The sequence below is a fragment of the Vibrio sp. A11 genome (assembly GCF_013048705.1).
Classification (GTDB): domain Bacteria; phylum Pseudomonadota; class Gammaproteobacteria; order Enterobacterales; family Vibrionaceae; genus Vibrio; species Vibrio metschnikovii.
Genome location: NZ_VHSI01000019.1, coordinates 1 through 19,798, shown reverse-complemented (window position 1 = coordinate 19,798; position 19,798 = coordinate 1). Strand labels below are relative to the sequence as shown.

Below are 19,798 nucleotides of genomic sequence, written 5' to 3'. Positions count from 1 at the left end.
CGCGGCGCTGCATATCTCTGTGAGGGCTAATCAGTGAATTTAGAGACCTGAGAACAAAGGGTTTGTCCTGAAAGTGCTTCAGCTTGTCTATCAAGCGGCGAGTAGCCTCTGGCACGCTACTTTGTTTTACTACTCGCAGAACTACACGTACTTCAGAGGAATAGCCTTTGATTGCTGTCGGTGTTGTCTTAGTGTTCTTGCGTGACATGATATCAGTCCTCACAAGATACATTGGATAGGGTGAAATTTAAGCACTTTAACTCTGTGTGAGGTGCTCTATAATGTTTTATTGTCATGTTATACCTCTCAGGAAGGTTAATGTGAAAATGCGGGCCGGTGTTGCGAGCACCGGCCTGTGTGTCTTGATTATTTGCGTTACTTGAACGGCCAACCTCTGGTTTTGTTGGTTTGCTTATTCAACGACATCATTCCTCGATATGCCTTATCGGCCACTTTGTTTTGAATCCCTTCCAGCACGTCCGCTAAGCGATAAAGCTGCTTACTGTACTTGGTGGTATGTGCCCACTGACCAGCAAAATAAAACGCCAGCATTACCAGGAACATGACCGCGAAAAACGCGCCAAAGTCGGTCCAGTTTTGAGGTGGAAAATGTAGTTCCATGCTTGTTCTCCTATGTGCCTAATGGTGAAATCCTGGAGATCTGTTCTCTCAGAACTTCGGTGTGTGATTCTTTAGCCAACAGTCTACCGGCCAGTGAAAACTCAATTCGACTCACGCCCCATACCTGCGGCTCTGGCAAACGGTGTGTCACCTGTACCTGGTTCTTCGGACTTGGCAGAATCGCTGCCAATTGAGCCTGTCATTATGTCGGCCATCTCTGAGTTGGTCGCCGACTTAAATGCGGCTTGAAGGGCGGATGCGCCCCCGGCAGTGCTCATAACCGCACCAGCCGCCATTCCCCCGGTGGTCATTGCGGCCCCGGCCATTGCTCCGGCACTGATGTTGCCCGAACTGGCGGCGGCCCCTGCGCCAGGGATGAGACCGGCAACGATATTGGGAACGGAGTGGATCAGTAGCACCAGGACCAACGCAACAATGAAAATAACCAGTAGCTCTCGCATGGGAGCGTCGTCAGATAGGTTGATCAGGAATGAATCCATAATGGACATCGCAATGCCGATCATGAGAGTCATCGTCATGAGTTTTAACGCCAGGCCAAGGACGTTACGGAAATAGTTAATAGCGATATCGGATGTCCAGCGTGAGCCGCCAAAACCAAGGACAAAGATTCCTGCATAACAAAGTACCCAGGCCGACACCAAGGCCACTAATACGTTGGCAGAAACGATCGTCATACAAACGACAATCAGCAGGGTGATGATAAAGATCGCCAGGCTGTCGAAGGGGCTGGAAAAACTGTAGGCATTGCCTGATTTAGCCACAATATCCAGCGCGATACTGATTGGCTCAGATGGCGTCAGTTCACGCGGTAACCCCGCAGCTTCTGCGCCAATGATTCTCAGTGAATCGATGATGGACGTGGCAAATTCAGGACCATTGCGTAGCAGCCACAGAAAGAAGCCGAAGGTCATTATGAAGCGGATAAACTCGGCAAAGAATTCCCTGATATCCGCTTGACGGAGGAGGAGGGTTCCTCCGGTCCAAACCAGAGAGATAGTACCAAGCAGCCAGAACAGCCAACTGGCGTAGTTAGTCATCACGCCTGCCCAGGTACTGGCGACCATCATGAACTGTAATGCGACATCATCCAGCACACCGTTGTTATCAATGGCAGCATGGGCGGTCACCGAAGGGATAATCAAGCCCAAAGGTAATAACTGACGAACCTTCATGATCAGAACCTCTTATTTTGGCTGCGATCGGTAGGGTCACTCATGTTCCAAAAGCAGTTGGCTTGTTGTTTTTCGGCTTTGGTCAGGTTCGGTGAGTCGCAATCGATATCTTTGATGTCTTGTGATTGGTCACAGCCAAGCAGAAGCAATGACGTAAGCAGGCACAAAGCGATAGGTGAAGTGATTTTCATACTTAAAACCCTCTGTTTTGGGAACGGTCGGTTGGCGAACCAAAATCAAAAAGTGCTTCGTGGGCCGCTTGTTGCAGTGCCTCTTTATCGGCGTCTGCCTGCATCCGAGCGCCTACAGCGTTTTGCTGAGCAATCAATAAACTGCGGATTTGCAGCAGTTGGTTGGCCTGGTTACTGGCAAGCTGGTTGGCATAACCGATAGCGGCCATCTGACCATCAGCTCCCTGAGCGGCTGACTGCAATCGCTGAAGCTGACGGGCATCGGTTTGTAAGTTGTCCTGCTGGAGTGCCAAATTGTTGAATAACGCGTCGTTGGCTTTTTTCTGAGATTCAGAGGCCAAGCGACGGTTTTGGATCATGGCAGTCCTTTCCGTTTCACTGCAACCTGAAGAGGAAAAACAAGGTGAACTGCGGTAGTAGGCTACATCCTGAAATTTGCCCAGATACTCGTCCAGACTGCCGAGCTGATTCTGGTAGTAGGCGAGTGTATTGGTCGCCTGAGTCAGATCATGAATCGTGGATTGAGCCTGGTCCCAGATGTAGGACGCCGGAGCCATAGTGTTTTGCAGCATGTTTTCATATTGCTGCAATTGGGACTGATACTGCTGGATTTGTTTGGCAGTCTGCGTCACGGCTTCCATCGCGGAAATGATGTTTTGTTGCAGGTTAACGCCGTCGGCCACCGGTATACCGGACCAAACAGGGCTGGCGTGCGCTATTATCCCGCCGAGTGCTAAAAGACGAATTTTAGCCGCTAAAATTTTTGTGCTGATGTTCATCGTATATTCCTTACTTACGTTTAAGTGGTTTATCGACTTCTGCTCTTCTTGGCTTGTTTCTGTTTTTTCTGAGACATTTCAGCGCGCAGTTGCGTTTTGCGTTGTTCCAGCGCCGATGGCCTTTGCTCTTGTGGTTTGTCAAAACGCATGACGTCAAGCTGAGAAAGAGTGCTGAGCGTGTTGCGCCTGATGCCAGGCGGCGCTTTGCCAATCGGCGGAACACCACGGCGTTGAGCCTTATTCGATGTGGTCTGATGATTGGCAGACAGCAGTGCGAGTCGGCGTTGTTCCAGACCTTTATCGCTGAAAGTAAGGGGCAGGCCGGTGTCTGCCGCTGCACGAATTACGCGAGCTTTAAACTCTGGGGAACCATTGACGCTGATTTGATTGCCATAACGCTCCAGGGCTATTTTCAGCGCCTGAGCTATCGCTTCGGAATCGGATTGAGTCGAAACCTGGAGGCGCTGTCCATCGTCACGTACTGCGCCATTTTTGGAGCGAAACAGAACGGTGCCGGTTTTGGTGATTGAATCGATCACATTGCTCTGGTCTTTGCGTGTCTGCCCGTTTCCCTGGAGCGTGTTGCCATTTAGTGCTTGAGCCGCTTCTCGCGCTCGCAACGCGGCTAATGCTGTTTGGTCACCTTGTTGCGCTTGGTGCTTCAGCCAATCGGCCCAGGTGCGCTTGCCGTGAGTTTGATAAACCTGTTGGCGTTCTTGTCGGTATTGTTTATGGATAGAGTCCAAGCGGCTTTGCAGTGCCTGACTCGCCTGGGAATACAGCACACGTTTAGTAAATCGACCGCTGCCGGTCAGCTTGATGGCGGCGCGGCGAACCTTGTTGTTATTTTTGGCGTTGATGATTTGCTGGTTTTTCTTGTGGCGAAGCTGCTCTAAAGCGGTGGCCTTATGAGTCGCGAGAGCTTGTTGCTCACGCTGATAGAGTGCATACAGTTCGCTGGTATCGATGCGTGTTTTTAGCGGCTGCTTTTGGTACTTACGCTGCGCGGCTTGGCCGGAGTGATTGCTATCGGTCTTAGCCGATTGGAAAGCACCGAATCGAGCTTCTAATTTGGGTTTTGAGAGATCGCGAGCCACTGTACTGGCTTTGACCGTGATGCCATTATCAGCCGAGAAAACCAAACCATTCCCTTTGGCTGATAGCGTTAGGCCATGTGTGCGGCAGGTATCGTGCAGTTCAGCCCAGGTCTGGGCGGCTTTAATCTCGTCTAAACACTCACGTTTAATCCAACCTGACAGGCTTTCAATGCCAGAGTGTCGCTCCATGTCGGCGGCGCGCGCAGCGTTGTGAGTTTGCTGCGGTGTGTGATTGTCCTGCTGGAGTCCAAACGCTTTTTCTAACTGCTCACATTGTTCGGCCAAGGTTCGATAGGCGGCATACGGTTCATACATGGTGCGGCGCGTGGGATGAATCTTATTGATGGCAACATGGATATGCAGATTGTCCGTGTCATTGTGCACGGCGCTGATACGTTGATGACCGTTAAATCCAAGGCTGTCACACACACGATTTTCAATCTCTGAAAGCACGTCCTGCTCAAGCTGTTCACCGGCTCTGAAGCTGATGATCAGGTGATAGGTTTTATCGTTCTTTGCACGGGTGTTCGACTGCTGAGTGGCAAGCACTTCGCTGATTGCGTCCCGGACGGAATCGGCGTGGCAGTTCGTCAGCTTAACGTGTCCCAAGCGGTGCTCTTTGCTCTGAGCATCGGTGAGGTAATCAATTAAGCCGGCAAAATCAGATTTGTGTGTGGAACGCATCGGAATGTGTTTAACAATCATGACTATAACCTTTGGCGCAGGACCGACTCCATGATGGTGCTCATTTGATCTTTGGTGGTATCAATCCGATTCAGCACGGCTTTGATGGTCGGCACACCGATTTGCGCGGCTTTAACATCGTTGGTCAGCCAGAGTTTGAGTAAACCGCCAAGGCGGCCAAGATCGCCATTGACCTTAACCAGTTCTCGCACCTGCTGTGCATCAACGACGCTTTTCACTTGGCGTCCCTGACCAATTCTGCGCAGGTAAGTGGATACGCTCAGCCCGGCTTGTTTGGCGTTGGCTTCAATCTGTTCACGCTCTTCCGGCAGGCAATAGACTTTGATTGGCGTCGTATTCTTCCTGGTGACTTTCTCTGCATGACTCATGTGTTGTCTCCGTCTCGAACCGTCGGTTACTGACTCGGCCCCGCAGGGCAGGATTACCGTTGAGCGCGCTGGCGCGAATAAGGGAAGTGAAGTGGTAAACGCCGACTTGTCGGGGGGACCACTTCACCTATCCTGCCCGCAATATCACCCGCAACTGTGTTTTGGATACCGCAGGTATGCTGCGCTGCTGTAGCGCAATTGCGCGTAAACCAGCCCAAAAGCAGGCAAAAACACGAACAAACCACATCAATACCAGCGAAAAACACACAAAGTTGTGTCGGCGTTGCGTGTTGGTAGCGTCGTGACTGCGAGTTGACAGCGGGTAAACAGCGTGGCTGCGTATTCATATCAAGTCCTGCTTATTTGGCTTGGCATCAAACGAAAATCCGCTGACCTTGCGAGAAACGTTCTGCTTTTCTTCCTCTGGCTTATTGGTTGTGCAGGGCTTGGGGGGCGTCGTGATGTACTGCTTTACGTAGCGCAGAAACGTTTCATAGCGGAACGAGATATATTTCTGCTCCGTTAGGTACTCCCAAATGGTTTTGAGGTTATATCCGGCCTCAATGCTTTCCTCGACGAAGGGTTGAACGCCAAGGAAGGTTGCAAGGACTTCCTGCTTGGTGGGGGGGCGAGTATTGGGCTGGCGCTGAATAATCCAGGCTTGCAGCTCTTTGACGTAATCCGACATCTCAAGCCTCCATATTGTCCGGAGTGGCTTGGTCAATTAAGTTGGCTATATCGGAGACTTTGAAATAAACCCGTCTGCCAATTTTGAGTCGATTGGGTTTCAGCTTGTTGGCTAAATCGCAGTTAGTGCGAAGAGTAATTCTCAATCCTTCAGGACTGCGATGCAGGATCTCTGCAACCTGGGTAAACGAAAGCAGCGGAGAATTGCCATATTTTTCAAATATCCATTGTTCTGTAGTCATGCAGAGTTCCTTATACAAACTAATTGCATTTCTATTCTTGTTTGTTATCAGTTTTTAAAACAGGGGGCATTATTTATACTTACAAGCCCCCCGTTTAAATTTATCGGGTATTTTCATTTCGGAAAATAAAGTAAGCTTTGTTATATTAAGCTAGAGTTCAAAATATTATTTGTCAACAGTTTTTTGCTCTATTTCTCAGAGGGATATATAATTTCGATATATCGAATTATATACATTTTTTTGGCGATTTTAGCCGCTAAAATTTATAAGAGGTTACTGGTGTTTTTGATGTGCATGTATGATACGAACCTTTAGTAACAACGATATTTCGATATATCGGTGTTACTAAAGGTAAATATACATCATGGTATAATAGAGTTTTTGGTAAAAATGGTTGTTATTGAGTGAGTGTTATTTAAGTTGATATTATAATCCATTGCTTGTTTAAAGGTTTTTTATAAGTGGTCATATTAAAACCCAGAAATTTAATAACGCAGTTATCTATACTCGTGATCATTGAAGATGCTTGATTTTTCATAAAATCAGGATCATGCTACGCACCATGAAAATAATACTGACTCCTCAACATAAACTGCAACTCGAACAAATGCACGATTCAACTCGTGATGGTCGAGTGCGTGACCGCATCAAAGCGATTTTACTCGCGTCAGAAGGTTGGAGTCAGGCTATGATTTCACAAGCCCTTCGTATTCATGAATCGACCGTTGCACGTCACCTTAGCGACTACGTTCTTTCTGAAAAACTTAAACCTGAGAATGGCGGAAGCCAAAGCAAGCTTTCTGCTACTCAAACCATGCATCTAATCGAGCATTTGACTGAGATAACCTATTCTCACACTCATCAAATTGTCGCTTACGTTAAAGAGACATTTGGACTTGATTATACCGTTTCTGGTATGAACAAATGGCTTCACCACAATGGCTTTAGCTACAAGCAACCGAAAGGCGTTCCACATAAGTTTGATGAAGCAAAACAGCAAGCCTTCATAGAGGCTTATGAAGCTCTAAAAGCAAGCTGTGGCAAGGATGAATCGATCATCTTTATCGATTTCGTTCCATTGGGCTTCAGACCCCGAGAAAGATAAACTGGGTGCTTGATTTAGATATAACCAAGTTCTTTGATACTGTAGAACATGATTGGTTGATCCAGTTCTTAGAGCACAGAGTCGCAGATAAACCATTGCTCAAAATTATTACCAAATGGTTAAAAGTAGGGTACGTTGATGAACATAACCAGCGAATTAAATCGCTCCTCGGGACTCCTCAAGGATCGGTGATCTCACCATTGTTGGCAAATGTTTATCTTCATTATACTTTTGATCTTTGGCTGAACCGAGAACGGCATCGAAGTGCAACTGGCGATGTCATCATGGTTAGGTACGCTGACGATGCTGTTATCGGTTTTCAGCATAAAAATGATGCAAATGCGTGTTTAGAGGGGTTGAAAAGACGCCTCTCTCAATTTGGCTTATCCGTTCATCCGGACAAAACCAAGTTGATACATTTTGGACGATTCGCTTTTGAAGACTTTAAAAGAGGGAAAGTTCAAAGACCAGGAACCTTTGATTTCCTTGGATTCACACATTACTGTGACCTGACTAAGAGCCGAAAGGCCATAATGATCAAGCGGAAGACAATCAAAAAGCGACTTATCAGTAAGATAAAATGGGTCAGACAGGAGCTAAAGAAAAGGCTTCACTTACCGCCGTGGAAGGTTGGAAAGTGGCTGAATCAGATTATTCGAGGGCACATCAACTATTATGGTGTCCCAATGAATGGTCGCTCCCTAAATCTGTTTATTACAGAGATCACTAATGCATGGCTAAAGCAACTGCGAAGGCGTAGCCAGCGTCATAAAATGACATGGTCACGTTTTAGGAAATTAGTTGATTACTGGATCCCCAAAGCAAGAATTGTCCACCCTTATCCTGAGCAGCGATTTGACGTTAGACCCAAGGTAGGAGCCGTATGCGTTAGTAGCGCACGTACGGATCTGTGCGGGGGGTAGCGGGTGACCGCTATTCCTACCGCGACCGGAATGATGGGGGCTCGTTTCAGTTAGTGTAAGTGCTGCTTTTAATTAAATAAAAGAGCTCCTCTCTTACCTCAAGAGCCCAAAATGCTTAATCGACTTTTAGTACTTATTGTACAGCTTCATGTGACCTGTCTTGTCAAAAGACACCACATTAAAGCCTTTGTACTCTTGCCCTGGTCGTGCCATTCCCGGCGAATGCTGCGGCATACCAGGAGCCGCAATTCCTGAAATATTTTCAAGTCTCTCCTCAAGCAAACGTTTGATATCAGACTCAGGAACATGCCCTTCAATCATATAGCCACCAATGACAGCTGTATGGCAGGACATCAGTTGATTAGGCATACCAAACTCTTGTTTGACATCACTCCAATCATGAGCATGGTTAACATTCACTTCATAGCCTTTCTTCTCCATAATTGCAGCCCATTCCTTGCAGCAACCACAAGTAGGCGATTTATAAAGCTCAATAACAGGCTTAGCAAAGACGTTAAAACTCAAAATCAAAGATGAAAGTGCAATAAGTCTCAAATTTTTACTCATAAAGTTACCTAACCAAAATCTATTTTACGTTAATACTGACGGCTTCATCGCCATAACTCAGCTCATATACTCCCTTTTCAGGAAGCCACTCAAAGTACTGAGTTTCATACGGCTCTACACGCAGTGTTAAATGTTTACCAGCCAAAGGGGAGAGATCAATTGACATCGACTCAAACATTTTATTTAGTACCACCAACTGACTCTTCTTGCCGCTATCTATAGAAACTGAGAGTAGCGCCCCCTTGGTACCTTCATACATCCAATCCACTAATTGAAACGTTCCAAGATACTCCATGTATTCTGCTAGATTTATCTTATCTTGTTCACTTAGTGCGTCGCCTAAAAGCTTCATTGTTTGTTCATGCTCTAGGCTGTATTTCAGGTCATTTAAGGAGTTACCTCTGATATTCCCACCAACGTTACCTCCCCCTTGACCATAAAGCCCATGACACGCAATACATCCATATCCCCCTACAGTACGAAAAGTCGACTCACCGGCTGAAATTGAGCCTTCCGACGCATAGGAGAATAAGCTCACACTAAACATCCCCACTAGCATGAATGAACGCTTTAACATCATCAGATTCCTTTATAGCGCCTATAAACTCACTTTTTTAATCATGCCTGCTTCTGCATGCCCTGGAATATTGCATGCAAATTCAACCTTGCTATCCCCGTGGAAGTGCCAAAACAACTGCTTAGCTTTACCCGGTTTTACTGTAACTGCATTCCCAGAATCATGCATATGATGAGGCATTTTCTTCATCATTTCTCGATGTTCAAGTTGCTCTTTCGCTGAACCAATAGTGAACTCGTGATCAATCTTGCCAGCATTCATAACCACAAATTGAACTACATCATTCGGTTCAATTTGTACTTCTTTTTTGAACTTGATTGTCATGTCATCTGCCAACACAACATGGACCACTTTATCTGGCTTTGCACCTGTTGCTGGCATACCAACATCCAACATTCCCTCCATATTCATCATAGAGTGATCCATTTTTGAATGGTCCATATCTCCATTATTCATATTACTGTGGTCCATCTTTGAATGATCCATCTCTGCCATAGCTGACGCTGCTGTCATTGAAAGTAATACGGCTAGTAGTGTCTTTTTCATGGTTATATTCCTTACTATTTCATTAATAAGTTTACGGGCTAAGTTCGTTCTTAGCCCGTATGTGTGTTTAGTGGTGTTTGAGTTCGCGTATTTTCCAAAGCTTGAAAATCGCAGGAATAACGAGAAGTGTTAGTAACAGAGCTGAGGCCATGCCACCAATCATCGGTGCTGCGATACGCTGCATTACCTCAGAGCCAGTGCCCTCACCGTACATGATTGGGATAAGACCGATGATCACCGTAAGTACCGTCATCATTACCGGACGAACACGTAATCCAGCTCCCTCTCGAATCGAGCTACTCAAATCATCTACATTCAGTGATTTGCTCTGTTCTTGGGCATCCAGTTTGGTGTAGTGCCATGCTTGGTTGAGATACACCAACATGATGACCCCGATCTCGACGGCAACCCCAGCCAAAGCAATAAAGCCAACGCCCACCGCGATAGATAAATTGTAGCCAAGGTAATACATCAACCACAGCCCCCCAACCATGGCTAACGGTAGAGTTAGCATGATGATCATCACTTCACCAATACGGCGGAAACTCAAGTAAAGCAAAAGCATAATGATGGCAATCGTAATAGGCACCACGACAACTAAGCGCTCTTTCGCTCGCTCCATGTACTCATATTGGCCTGACCAAGCAAGTGAATAGCCAGCTGGCATATCAAGTTGTTTTGCAACCGCCTGCTTTGCCTCTTCAACGTAAGAGCCTAAGTCTCTGCCATCAATATCAACAAACACCCAACCATTTGGACGAGCATTCTCTGTTTTAATCATTGGTGGACCATCTTCATAGCGAATATCGGCAACATCACCTAAAGCAATTCTAGCGCCACTTGGGGTAACCAATGGTAATTGCTGTAGCTTAACGACTGAATCACGATAGCCTTGAGGGTAGCGAACATTAATTGGGTAACGCTCGAGGCCTTCAATCGTTTCACCAATGTTCATGCCACCTACTGCGGTAGAAACAACTTGTTGGATCTCCTTAATGCTAAGAGCGTAGCGAGCTGCAGCTTTGCGATTGATATCAATAGTCACATAGCGACCACCAGCAACACGCTCTGCATATACAGATGCAGTGCCTGTAATGTTGTTTAGGATAGGTTCAAGTTGAGCACCTATTTTCTCAATTTCAGCTAAATCACTTCCAGCTATTTTTATTCCAATTGGAGTTTTGATACCGGTTGACAACATATCGATGCGCGTCTTTATAGGCATCACCCATGCGTTAGTTAAACCAGGAAATTGAATCAAGTCATCAAACTCTTTTCGTAGCGACTCAGTTGTCACGCCCTCACGCCACTGATCACGCGGTTTAAGCTGAATAACGGTTTCAATCATAGTTAAGGGAGCAGGGTCTGTCGCAGTGTCAGCACGACCGACTTTACCCCATGTTGTCTGTACTTCGGGTACCGTCTTAATTAGCTTGTTTGTCTGCTGAAGCAACTCTCGCGCTTTACCAATAGAAATACCTGGATAGGTGGTTGGCATATACATCAAGTCACCCTCATCAAGAGGAGGAATAAACTCACTACCGAGCTTCATTGTTGGATAATAAGCAGACCCCATAAGAGCAATAGCCAATACAATCATGCTTTTCGGGTGCTTGAGACTAATATTCAGTAAGGGCTTGTAAAGGGCAATTAGACCTTTATTAATAGGGTTCTTGTTCTCTGGTAATATTTTACCGCGAACAAGATATCCCATGAGCACCGGCACTAACGTAATAGCAAGGCCGGCTGCTGCCGCCATTGCATAAGTTTTAGTAAAGGCGAGTGGCGAGAACATCTTGCCTTCTTGACCTTCCAATGCGAATACAGGAACAAAACTTAGCGTGATGATCAGTAGCGCGAAGAACAGCGGTGCACCAACCTCTTGCGCCGCATCACCAATCACTTGCCATCGGTTTTTGTCAGTCAATGGAGTCCGTTCAATGTGCTTATGTACGTTTTCTATCATAACGATAGCACCGTCTACCATTGCACCTATCGCGATTGCAATCCCTCCTAGCGACATGATATTGGCGTTGATACCTTGCCAATGCATGACAATAAAGGCTCCTAAAATACCGACAGGGAGACTCAATGCGATAACGAGCGAAGACCGAATATGGAATAGGAACAACGCACATACAATAGCGACAACAATGAACTCTTCTGCAAGCTTTTTCCAAAGGTTCTCAACCGCTGCATTGATTAACGTAGAACGATCGTAAGTAGCCACTATCTCAACACCATCAGGCAAGCTACCCTGAAGCTCGTTTAGCTTATCCTTAACATTATTGATCACTTCGCTCGCGTTTTCTCCAAAACGCATGACAATTACGCCACCTACGACTTCGCCCTCTCCATTTAATTCAGAGATTCCTCGTCTCATCTGTGGTCCGAGGTCAATATCAGCAACGTCACCTAATAATAGGGGGGTTCCTTTTTTGCTTACCTTGAGTGGAAGCGCTTTAATGTCATCAATACTAGACAAGTAACCAGTGGTTCGAACCATGTGCTCAGCTTCAGCAACTTCTACTACAGACGCGCCACTTTCTTGGTTACCATTTTGAATAGCCATATTGACTTGTTGTAAGGTAAGGTCATATGCGCGTAATTTAGCTGGATCAATTTGTACTTGGTACTGTTTAACCATACCGCCAACAGTTGCAACCTCAGACACCCCATCAACAGTTTGCAGCTCATATTTCAAGAACCAATCTTGTAAGCTACGCAGTTCAGCAAGGTCATGCTTTCCAGTTTTATCTTGCAATACATAATTATAAATCCAGCCCACACCTGTCGCATCTGGACCCAGTGTTGGCTTAGCGCTTGGGGGAAGGTTTGGCGCAACTTGACTTAAATATTCAAGCACTCGCGAACGTGCCCAATACATGTCTGTTTTGTCATTGAAGATGATATACACATAGGAATCACCAAAGAACGAATATCCACGAACAGTTTCAGCGCCAGGAACCGCAAGCATCGCCGTTGTCAGAGGATACGTAACTTGGTCTTCCACCACTTGGGGTGCCTGACCCGGGTAACTTGTTTTTATGATCACTTGCACATCTGATAAATCAGGTAAGGCATCTACAGGAGTGTTTTTTACGCTATAAAGCCCACCAAATACGAGGGCAAAAGTGGCTACCAACACTAAGAAGCGATTGTTGATAGACCAGCGAATAATGGCACCTATCATTACTTATCCTCACTTTTAACTAACTCTTTGAGAAGATAATCGGATCCTTGTTTCTCAACTAGAAACCGAACTTTGTCACCCTCCTGAAAACCTGAGAGTTCAAAGTCACCACCGACTGAAAAGTTGAGCTCACCAGCATCCCATGACCAATCGGCTACAGGAAGATGATTTAGTGTCACCATACCAAAATCTGCCATTAGCATAGAAATATTACCGTCTACCCATAACTCTGTATCTATGCTCAGCTCTTTCACTTTGTAATCAACTACTTCATATTGACCCGATTCAGATTTTTGCATTTCAAAATCAATCGTTTGACCTTTTGAAAGTTGGTCCATTTCAACGTTCTCTGATACCATAAAATTCATGGTCATTCTTGGCCAGTCCCACTCAGGAACAGGTTTATGATTAATAGTTAGCATTCTATGCCCAGCCATTACGTCTGTAATTTCGCCGGTTGCCCACGCCGTTTCAGCAGTTGGTTCGACACCATTGATTCTTGATAGGTCGGCAGACTGGCTTGATTCAGAGTCCAACATGAAGTGCGCTGAAGTAACAACTCGCTCCCCTTGTTGCAATCCTTTTAGAACCTCAATCTTGTCAGCGGACTCACGACCAACTTCAATTCTGGCAGAGCGATATTTTCCATCTCCCTCAGCCAGAACCACGCGAGTCATACCGCCAGAGCGGATGACTGAGGAACGTGGAATGGTTAACACTTCATCACTTGATACCGGTTTTAGCGCGACGTTAGCGAACATATTCGGCTTAAGTTCACCTTGTGGGTTATCGAATCGAAGGCGGACACGCAATGTACGCGTACTAGGGTCAAGAATGGGATAAACATAATCCACTTCACCATTCCATTCTCCACCTGGTAAGGCATCCAATGTCATAGATGCTTGACTGCCTTGTTTAATCCAATGTGATTGACGTTCAAAGACTTCTGCATCTACCCATACTTGATTCAAAGGACCTGCGCTGATCACCGCTTGAGCTGGAGAAAGGTAGCCACCTGCACGAATATTGAGGCTTGCAATAACGCCGTCTGCCGGTGCTTTAATTTCAATGGATTGTGACGCTTTACCTCGACGGGCGATGGATTTAATTTGATTGCGGTCAACCCCCAAAGTGATCAAACGATCGGTAGCACCTTGTATCATTCCTTTACGTTGGGTCTTATAGGCACTGATCAGTTCTTCTTGTGCTTTTACAAGCTCTGGGGAATACAGAGTGAACAGCGTGTCACCTTGATTCACTTTTTCACCAACGGCATTGATATAAAGCTTTTCAACCCAACCCGATACTCGAACATTGGTCTGCCAAAGTTGACTCTCATCAAAGGCGACATAGCCGACAGTTTCGATGCGTGGTGCAAGGACCTCTTGCTTTACGGTATCTGTTTTTACACCGAGGTTATTTTCAACCGCAGGATCGATTTTTACTGTTCCTGGCTTGTCGTTACTACCATTGAGGTCATCAGCATACACAGGAATAAGATCCATCCCCATAGGCGACTTTCCCGGTTTATCTCGCTGATAGTTTGGGTCCATCGGCGCAACCCAATACAGTGGTTCATCACTTGATTTAGACTCAGAAGCTGTCATTCCAACCATGTTATAGTTCATGCCTGAAAGGTAAATATTCGCTCCATAACCCAATGCGCTGCCGATCAGTAACGCTAGGCTTGCAACTTTAAATGTACTCATCTTGATTCCTTTATTATTGTTCATTGTACTGAGTGTTTGGCGCAGAAACTTTATATTCGAAACCACCAAGTAACATGGATAACTTGCTATTGACCTGGTTCATATCGGTTATTAGGCGAGCAAGCTCCATTTGAAGAGCCAATTCATCGGTTGATGCAGTAATGACATCACCAAACTGAGCGGTATTGTTCTGATAACCGCGCTCAACCGCTTCAATACGTGCTTTCGATTGAGGAATAAGTCGACTTCGATAACGTTCGATGCGCTCAGCAAGATTCTCTCTATCAGTCATTAAGGCAACGACTTGGGCATTCATCTGTGCAAGTAGCGTGTCTTTTTGATATTGAGCAGCACCTACTTGATATTGAGCAGCTGCTAAATTTTTATCTTGGCGGTTATCAGTGAACAAAGGGATATCCATAGTAAGATAGGCACTCAATAAATCTGAAGCTGGCTCACCCATCATGTTGTTAGCTTGGCGATAGGTATACATCACTTCGACACCAAATTGTGGCGTGTAAGCTTGCTCTACAACCTTAACTTGAGTGCGATTGGCTAAGATATTCGCTTCAGCAATTTGCGACATCGGATGTTGATTAAGCAGCATGTAGTACTGGGTGTCACTCGTTTGCTGATCTAAAAGCGCATTCAAATGCGACCAGTCTAATTGATAGCCAGCCTGATTCGAGTCAATAGAACGACGATTCAACCACTCTGAACCTAGCCATTCCGATAACTGGGCAACGACTCGATTTTGCATTTGTTGATTCGATTGCAGTTTTTCGTCGAGCTTATTGACTTGAAGTTGGGTGTTAAGCAGGTCTTGCGCTTCGCTCTTACCAATTGAGTAATTGGTTTGAATATACTGCTCCATCTCTACCATGAGACGTTGATTAGATTCAATCAACGTTTCTGCGTATTGAAGGTAGCCCAGCTCCAACCATAGTTGAGTAATACTATTCGCCACTTCACGTTCACGAACTTGAACCTGATACGCCATACCATCGGCCTGTTGATTCGCTTTACGTTGGTTAAGATCTAACGTTGCACCCCGTTCAAACTGTTGCATTAATCCAACAGAAATGTTCGTCATAGGATCTTCGTCAAACTTAAATGAATCCACAGGTAAACCGCCAAAGCCCACCTTAAGTTTTGGATCCATGAGAGTCGAGCTTGCAACGCCCGTTTCACGCATCGCCTGTGACTGCGCAGCATATTGAGAGCGACTCGTATCATTTGCTAGAGCCGCTTCAATTAGGGCATTCAACTGCTGCGTCGAAGCCGCGATAGTTTGTGGAGTCGCGTTCGACCCCGAATGTGACAGGGCAGGCATTGCATAAAGTGCAATTGCAACCCCAAGGCTCAGGGGTTTAAATGCCCTGAAACCGTTTAATTCAATACTCATTGTTGTTTATCCACGATAAAACGATATGGACATACCTCAACCTCTGCCTTCCAGCAGATAGAATTGAGAGCTAAATAGTTATGATAGTTGAATTAAACAGAGGGTGGACGCAGTAAGCTCTGAATACGAGTTACTGTTACGCCTATTTTGATTGGGTGACGCAGAGCCTGTTCAGGTTCAGAGATGCTGATTAATCGAGAAGATGAGAGTGGAAAAAATACGCTAGTACACACACTTTTATAACAGTCCCCACCAGAGGTAGATGAACCATCGCAATGAGTAGAACTATCGCTCTTTGTCATCTCTATATCTATCGGTGGGCAGCCTATCATCGCATGATGACTTGCTGTTGCCTCAGACATTCCCATCGAGCCATGGTGAGAACGTTGGGTTTGAATTGAAGAGGACGATATTGCACTCATATCCATCATTGGCATACTCGAGACGTAGCTCGACATCAACATCGCTAAGATGCTGATAATCAAAATACTTGTTTGTCTCAAAGAGTCTGTCATATCGTACCTTTTCACTACGCGTTCATAATACATTATAAGAACTGATGAACAATAGTGATATTTCAAATTTATTGGTGTTAAAGATTATTGAAAATAAAGACGAATTCAGTTCGCTCATCCTTCGCATTTACTAAGATATCTCCGTGATGTGCTTTCATGATAGCCTTAGCTATAGGAAGTCCTAATCCAGCCCCAACATTTCCATTATGGGCACGCGACTTATCTGAACGATAGAACCGTTCAAATATATAGGGCAAAGAGCTCAAAGGTATAGGCTCACCAACATTGCTGATTATCACCTTGTTGCTCGTTTCTGATTCGGAGATTACTACCGATATATCCGTATTATGGAAGCAGTGCCTCAACGCATTAGACAACACATTACCAAATGCTCGTTGAAGCATATCTTTGTCACCGAACAGAGTCGAGGAACCATCTAGGGTAAATCGAACATTTTTTTCTTCTGCCAACACATCATAATATTCAAGCAAAGGGTTGATTACTTCTCTCAACTCTAACTCTGCCTCGGTCTTGTGCAGAAGCCTATTCTCTGATTTAGCTAGGTATAATGTATCTGAAATGGTCTTATTGAATCGCTCTAGCTCTTCGATGTTTGATACTAGAATGTCTTGATACTCTTCAACGGAGCGCTCTATACCAAGTGCCACTTGAGTCTGGGTCAAGATATTGTTCAACGGTGTTCTTAACTCATGAGCAATATCTGATGAAAACTCACTCAACCTGAGATAACCTTCTTGCAACCTCTCTAGCATTTCATTTTGAGAAATAATTAAGTTGCTTAACTCCTTTGGAAGTGAGTCACTTGGTATACGAATGCTGAGGTTGCTAGTATTCACTTGCTCGATATACTCTTTTAATTGTTTCAGTGGCTGTAACCCATTTCTAACAATGATTAATGCATAAGCACCCGATAAACTCAGTGTTAAAACTAATGTCCAAAATAGAATGGTATTTAGCTTGTCGAAAAACAGCTTGTGATGAGTCACATTCATTGCGAGCACGATCGCACCGTTTTCTACCTCAGGATAATCGAACTTAAAAGCATGAAAACGGTTGTTGCCTACACTCCATTCATATGAAGAGCTACCTATCAGCTCAGATGGAAGGTCAATAGCTTCATTGTTCGTTTGCACCACCTGTTGATTGTTTAATATCCAGGCTGAGATATCCCATGACTGGAACAAGTCTAGATCTCGCTCAACAGTACTTATTAAAGGAAGGAGTTTTGTTTCTAGGTGCCTATAGTCCTGCTCATTAAAATGGTTCTTGATAGCGTGTTGGATCGTTAAAGCAAACACGACTAAAACTACAAAAGAGGCTGTGACAAACATAAACACCAATTTGCGTGCAATTGATTGATTTAGTAATTTTTTCATTCTACGGCGTCATCAAGCTTGTACCCCATACCTCGCACGGTCTGGATAAGTTTGTTCTGATAAGGCTTGTCGATTTTCGTCCTCAATCTTTTCACTGCTGCATCAATGACATTCGTATCACTATCAAAGTTCATATCCCAAACAGCGGACGCTATCTGAGTGCGAGTGACAACTTGACCCCTCTTCGTAAATAAATATTCCAGCAAAGAAAACTCTTTTGCCGTCAGAGGGATCGTGTCATTGTTTCGAGTCGCCTTTCGTTTAAGTAAGTCGAGGCTCAAATCAGCAATACTTAGAACAGACTCAGTTTTGACCGTGGTAGTTTGGTGACGTAATGCATTTTTGACTCTTGCAAGCAATTCGACAAAGGCAAAAGGCTTAACAAGGTAGTCATTCGCTCCAAGTTCAAGTCCTTTCACTCGATCTTCAACCTGATCTTTAGCTGACAAAATAATGACAGGTGTAGATATTTCACTGCTGCGAAGTGTCTGCAATAACTGCCACCCATTCAACTTTGGTAGCATAATGTCTAAAACAATGAGATCATATTCATAAGTGGTCGCTAAGTACAACGCATCAACACCATCGGTAGATAGATCTACAGTGTAGCCTGATTCAATTAGGCCCTTTTTAAGATAAGCTCCAGCTTTCTCTTCATCTTCTACAACGAGTAATTTCATATAAGAAAAATGCCTTCATTTCCTTGGATGTTATACATCGAGCTTGTGATTATATGATGGGTTAGAAATTTGATTTTTCGTATTATTATCAAACAACAAAACGTTTTCTATGACAGACGTAACACCATTTCCTTCTTGTGACACACATAGAGTATCTAGTAATGCACCAACCAAACTCTGAGTATGGCTATGACCAATGAAAACATCTAGTTGGTAATGTGTATTTAAAGCATGGGTATCAATTAGGTTCGCATGACTTCCACGCCCTTGTACTTGATAAATCGTGAAGTTTCGCACCCCTTCCTCTGCGAGAACTGATTCAATATCCTCAAGCTTTTGTTCCTGAAATATTACCGAAATTTTATCAATCATAGTTGCTCCTTAGCTCCTAGAACAAATTGATGCTCTAGGAGCTCTGCTGAGATTAGTTGTTGCTATCTCGTTCTTGATAATGAACATTAAGATGTACTTTGGCTACATACTCTATCTGACCTTGATTATTCAATCTTTCCTGAACAGTTACATACCCTCCATCTTTCAGGTGAGTAGAATTTCGAGCACTACCATAAGTTCTTACAGGGACCAGAGCTGTACTTAAATCTCGCCCGCTCATATCCTCAAATTCTGACAGTTTTTCCAGCCCTAACGTGTATGCTTGCTGTTTAGAGCTCACGGCATCAATAGAGACAGTTTTATGATCAACTCGACTTACATAATTGCCACCGGAATACAATGGTTGTGCAAATGATGCGGCACTAGTAAGTATAATAGAGCTAGTTAATAGAGTTTTGACTAATAGATTCATTATTATTTCCTTCTCTGTTTGGATGCTCTTAGTTTATCTAAACCAGTGTGACCGTTTTCGGCACTCAAACATGACATTTTTGTCATATTAAGATTTAGGAGGTAGGTAATCAAAAAACTTTTCACCACAACAAAATCAAGCAACCCTATAAGCAGAGAAGTGGCCCCAATTTTCGGACATGACTTTAAGTGGTCGATCTGTTTTGATAGTACCCAACAATACAGGGACAGATTATGACTAGAAAACGTAGAAACCACTCTCCTGAGCTTAAAGCTAAGGTGGCTCTCGATGCCGCTAAAGGCGATAAAACCGTCGCTGAGCTAGCTCAGAAATATAACCTGCACGCTAACCAGATCTCAACATGGCAAAAGGAGCTGCTTGAAAACGCAGCCATGATTTTTGCCACCGAAAATCACTCAGGAAAAGAGAGTTCCGAAGAAGTGGACAAACTTCACGCCAAGATCGGTCAATTGACCATGGAAAATGATTTTTT

The 19,798-nt window shown here is 44.7% G+C and carries 22 protein-coding genes and 1 pseudogene; 3 read left to right on the top strand and 20 right to left on the bottom strand.

Annotation, left to right across the window (positions count from 1 at the left end; translation table 11 throughout):
• Positions 1-375 precede the first annotated feature (375 nt).
• From FKQ60_RS15440 to FKQ60_RS15400, 9 genes are all read right to left on the bottom strand, one after another.
• On the bottom strand, positions 376-621 hold the full coding sequence (locus tag FKQ60_RS15440; protein WP_170905571.1) for a hypothetical protein: 246 nt from the start codon (positions 619-621) through the stop codon (positions 376-378).
• Between the two features lie 101 nt (positions 622-722).
• Positions 723-1,814, bottom strand: a complete 1,092-nt coding sequence (gene trbL, locus FKQ60_RS15435) for a P-type conjugative transfer protein TrbL (RefSeq protein ID WP_170905573.1) — start codon at positions 1,812-1,814, stop codon at positions 723-725.
• A 2-nt stretch (positions 1,815-1,816) separates the two neighbouring features.
• Positions 1,817-2,005, bottom strand: coding sequence for a hypothetical protein (locus tag FKQ60_RS15430; RefSeq protein ID WP_170906715.1), 189 nt, complete (start codon positions 2,003-2,005; stop codon positions 1,817-1,819).
• 2 nt (positions 2,006-2,007) lie between these two features.
• Positions 2,008-2,784: a P-type conjugative transfer protein TrbJ gene (gene trbJ, locus FKQ60_RS15425; protein WP_055467083.1), complete on the bottom strand. Its 777-nt coding sequence runs from the start codon at positions 2,782-2,784 to the stop codon at positions 2,008-2,010.
• Between the two features lie 29 nt (positions 2,785-2,813).
• Positions 2,814-4,586: a TraI/MobA(P) family conjugative relaxase gene (gene traI, locus FKQ60_RS15420; RefSeq protein ID WP_170906714.1), complete on the bottom strand. Its 1,773-nt coding sequence runs from the start codon at positions 4,584-4,586 to the stop codon at positions 2,814-2,816.
• A gap of 2 nt (positions 4,587-4,588) precedes the next feature.
• Positions 4,589-4,954 carry a conjugal transfer transcriptional regulator TraJ gene (traJ, locus tag FKQ60_RS15415; RefSeq protein WP_170906713.1) on the bottom strand — a complete coding sequence of 122 codons (366 nt, stop codon included), beginning with the start codon at positions 4,952-4,954 and terminating at the stop codon, positions 4,589-4,591.
• Between the two features lie 53 nt (positions 4,955-5,007).
• The gene (locus FKQ60_RS15410) at positions 5,008-5,301 is read right to left on the bottom strand and encodes a hypothetical protein (protein ID WP_170906712.1); all 294 of its coding nucleotides are present in this window, start codon (positions 5,299-5,301) and stop codon (positions 5,008-5,010) included.
• On the bottom strand, positions 5,298-5,642 hold the full coding sequence (locus FKQ60_RS15405; RefSeq protein ID WP_170905581.1) for a TraK family protein: 345 nt from the start codon (positions 5,640-5,642) through the stop codon (positions 5,298-5,300). Before FKQ60_RS15405 ends, FKQ60_RS15410 begins: the two co-directional genes overlap by 4 nt.
• A gap of 1 nt (position 5,643) precedes the next feature.
• Positions 5,644-5,883 (bottom strand): DNA-binding protein, encoded by a 240-nt coding sequence (locus tag FKQ60_RS15400; RefSeq protein ID WP_170905582.1) that lies wholly within the window; start codon positions 5,881-5,883, stop codon positions 5,644-5,646.
• 562 nt (positions 5,884-6,445) lie between these two features.
• Here FKQ60_RS15400 and FKQ60_RS15395 point away from each other — a divergent pair.
• Positions 6,446-6,952, top strand: a pseudogene (locus tag FKQ60_RS15395) (winged helix-turn-helix domain-containing protein); the annotation flags it as partial.
• A 41-nt stretch (positions 6,953-6,993) separates the two neighbouring features.
• Complete coding sequence (locus FKQ60_RS15390) at positions 6,994-7,911, top strand: reverse transcriptase domain-containing protein (protein WP_346009394.1); 918 nt, start codon at positions 6,994-6,996, stop codon at positions 7,909-7,911.
• 126 nt (positions 7,912-8,037) lie between these two features.
• Here FKQ60_RS15390 and FKQ60_RS15385 read toward each other — a convergent pair whose 3' ends face one another.
• The 11 genes from FKQ60_RS15385 to FKQ60_RS15335 all read right to left on the bottom strand — a co-directional run bounded on the left by FKQ60_RS15385 (position 8,038) and on the right by FKQ60_RS15335 (position 19,305).
• Positions 8,038-8,478 (bottom strand): DUF411 domain-containing protein, encoded by a 441-nt coding sequence (locus tag FKQ60_RS15385; RefSeq protein WP_248419339.1) that lies wholly within the window; start codon positions 8,476-8,478, stop codon positions 8,038-8,040.
• A 19-nt stretch (positions 8,479-8,497) separates the two neighbouring features.
• Positions 8,498-9,058, bottom strand: a complete 561-nt coding sequence (locus FKQ60_RS15380) for a hypothetical protein (RefSeq protein WP_139302168.1) — start codon at positions 9,056-9,058, stop codon at positions 8,498-8,500.
• A gap of 18 nt (positions 9,059-9,076) precedes the next feature.
• Entirely contained in the window at positions 9,077-9,601 is a 525-nt protein-coding gene (locus FKQ60_RS15375; protein WP_170905584.1) for a cupredoxin family protein, read from the bottom strand.
• Positions 9,602-9,668: 67 nt separating this feature from the next.
• Positions 9,669-12,794 (bottom strand): efflux RND transporter permease subunit, encoded by a 3,126-nt coding sequence (locus FKQ60_RS15370; protein WP_170905586.1) that lies wholly within the window; start codon positions 12,792-12,794, stop codon positions 9,669-9,671.
• Positions 12,794-14,503, bottom strand: a complete 1,710-nt coding sequence (locus tag FKQ60_RS15365; protein ID WP_170906711.1) for an efflux RND transporter periplasmic adaptor subunit — start codon at positions 14,501-14,503, stop codon at positions 12,794-12,796. The genes FKQ60_RS15370 and FKQ60_RS15365 overlap by 1 nt, the downstream gene beginning before the upstream one ends.
• Positions 14,504-14,516: 13 nt before the next feature.
• Positions 14,517-15,908, bottom strand: a complete 1,392-nt coding sequence (locus FKQ60_RS15360; protein ID WP_170906710.1) for a TolC family protein — start codon at positions 15,906-15,908, stop codon at positions 14,517-14,519.
• Positions 15,909-16,000: 92 nt separating this feature from the next.
• The gene (locus FKQ60_RS15355) at positions 16,001-16,423 is read right to left on the bottom strand and encodes a hypothetical protein (protein ID WP_170906709.1); all 423 of its coding nucleotides are present in this window, start codon (positions 16,421-16,423) and stop codon (positions 16,001-16,003) included.
• A 77-nt stretch (positions 16,424-16,500) separates the two neighbouring features.
• Entirely contained in the window at positions 16,501-17,820 is a 1,320-nt protein-coding gene (locus FKQ60_RS15350; RefSeq protein WP_170905592.1) for a heavy metal sensor histidine kinase, read from the bottom strand.
• Entirely contained in the window at positions 17,817-18,500 is a 684-nt protein-coding gene (locus FKQ60_RS15345) for a heavy metal response regulator transcription factor (protein WP_054963217.1), read from the bottom strand. The genes FKQ60_RS15350 and FKQ60_RS15345 overlap by 4 nt, the downstream gene beginning before the upstream one ends.
• 30 nt (positions 18,501-18,530) lie before the next feature.
• Entirely contained in the window at positions 18,531-18,872 is a 342-nt protein-coding gene (locus FKQ60_RS15340) for a P-II family nitrogen regulator (RefSeq protein WP_054963218.1), read from the bottom strand.
• A gap of 52 nt (positions 18,873-18,924) precedes the next feature.
• Complete coding sequence (locus FKQ60_RS15335; RefSeq protein WP_054963219.1) at positions 18,925-19,305, bottom strand: DUF3316 domain-containing protein; 381 nt, start codon at positions 19,303-19,305, stop codon at positions 18,925-18,927.
• Positions 19,306-19,538: 233 nt separating this feature from the next.
• Between FKQ60_RS15335 and FKQ60_RS15330 the strand changes: the two genes are divergently transcribed.
• On the top strand, positions 19,539-19,798 hold a 260-nt coding region (locus FKQ60_RS15330), incomplete at its 3' end, for a transposase (RefSeq protein ID WP_170905594.1).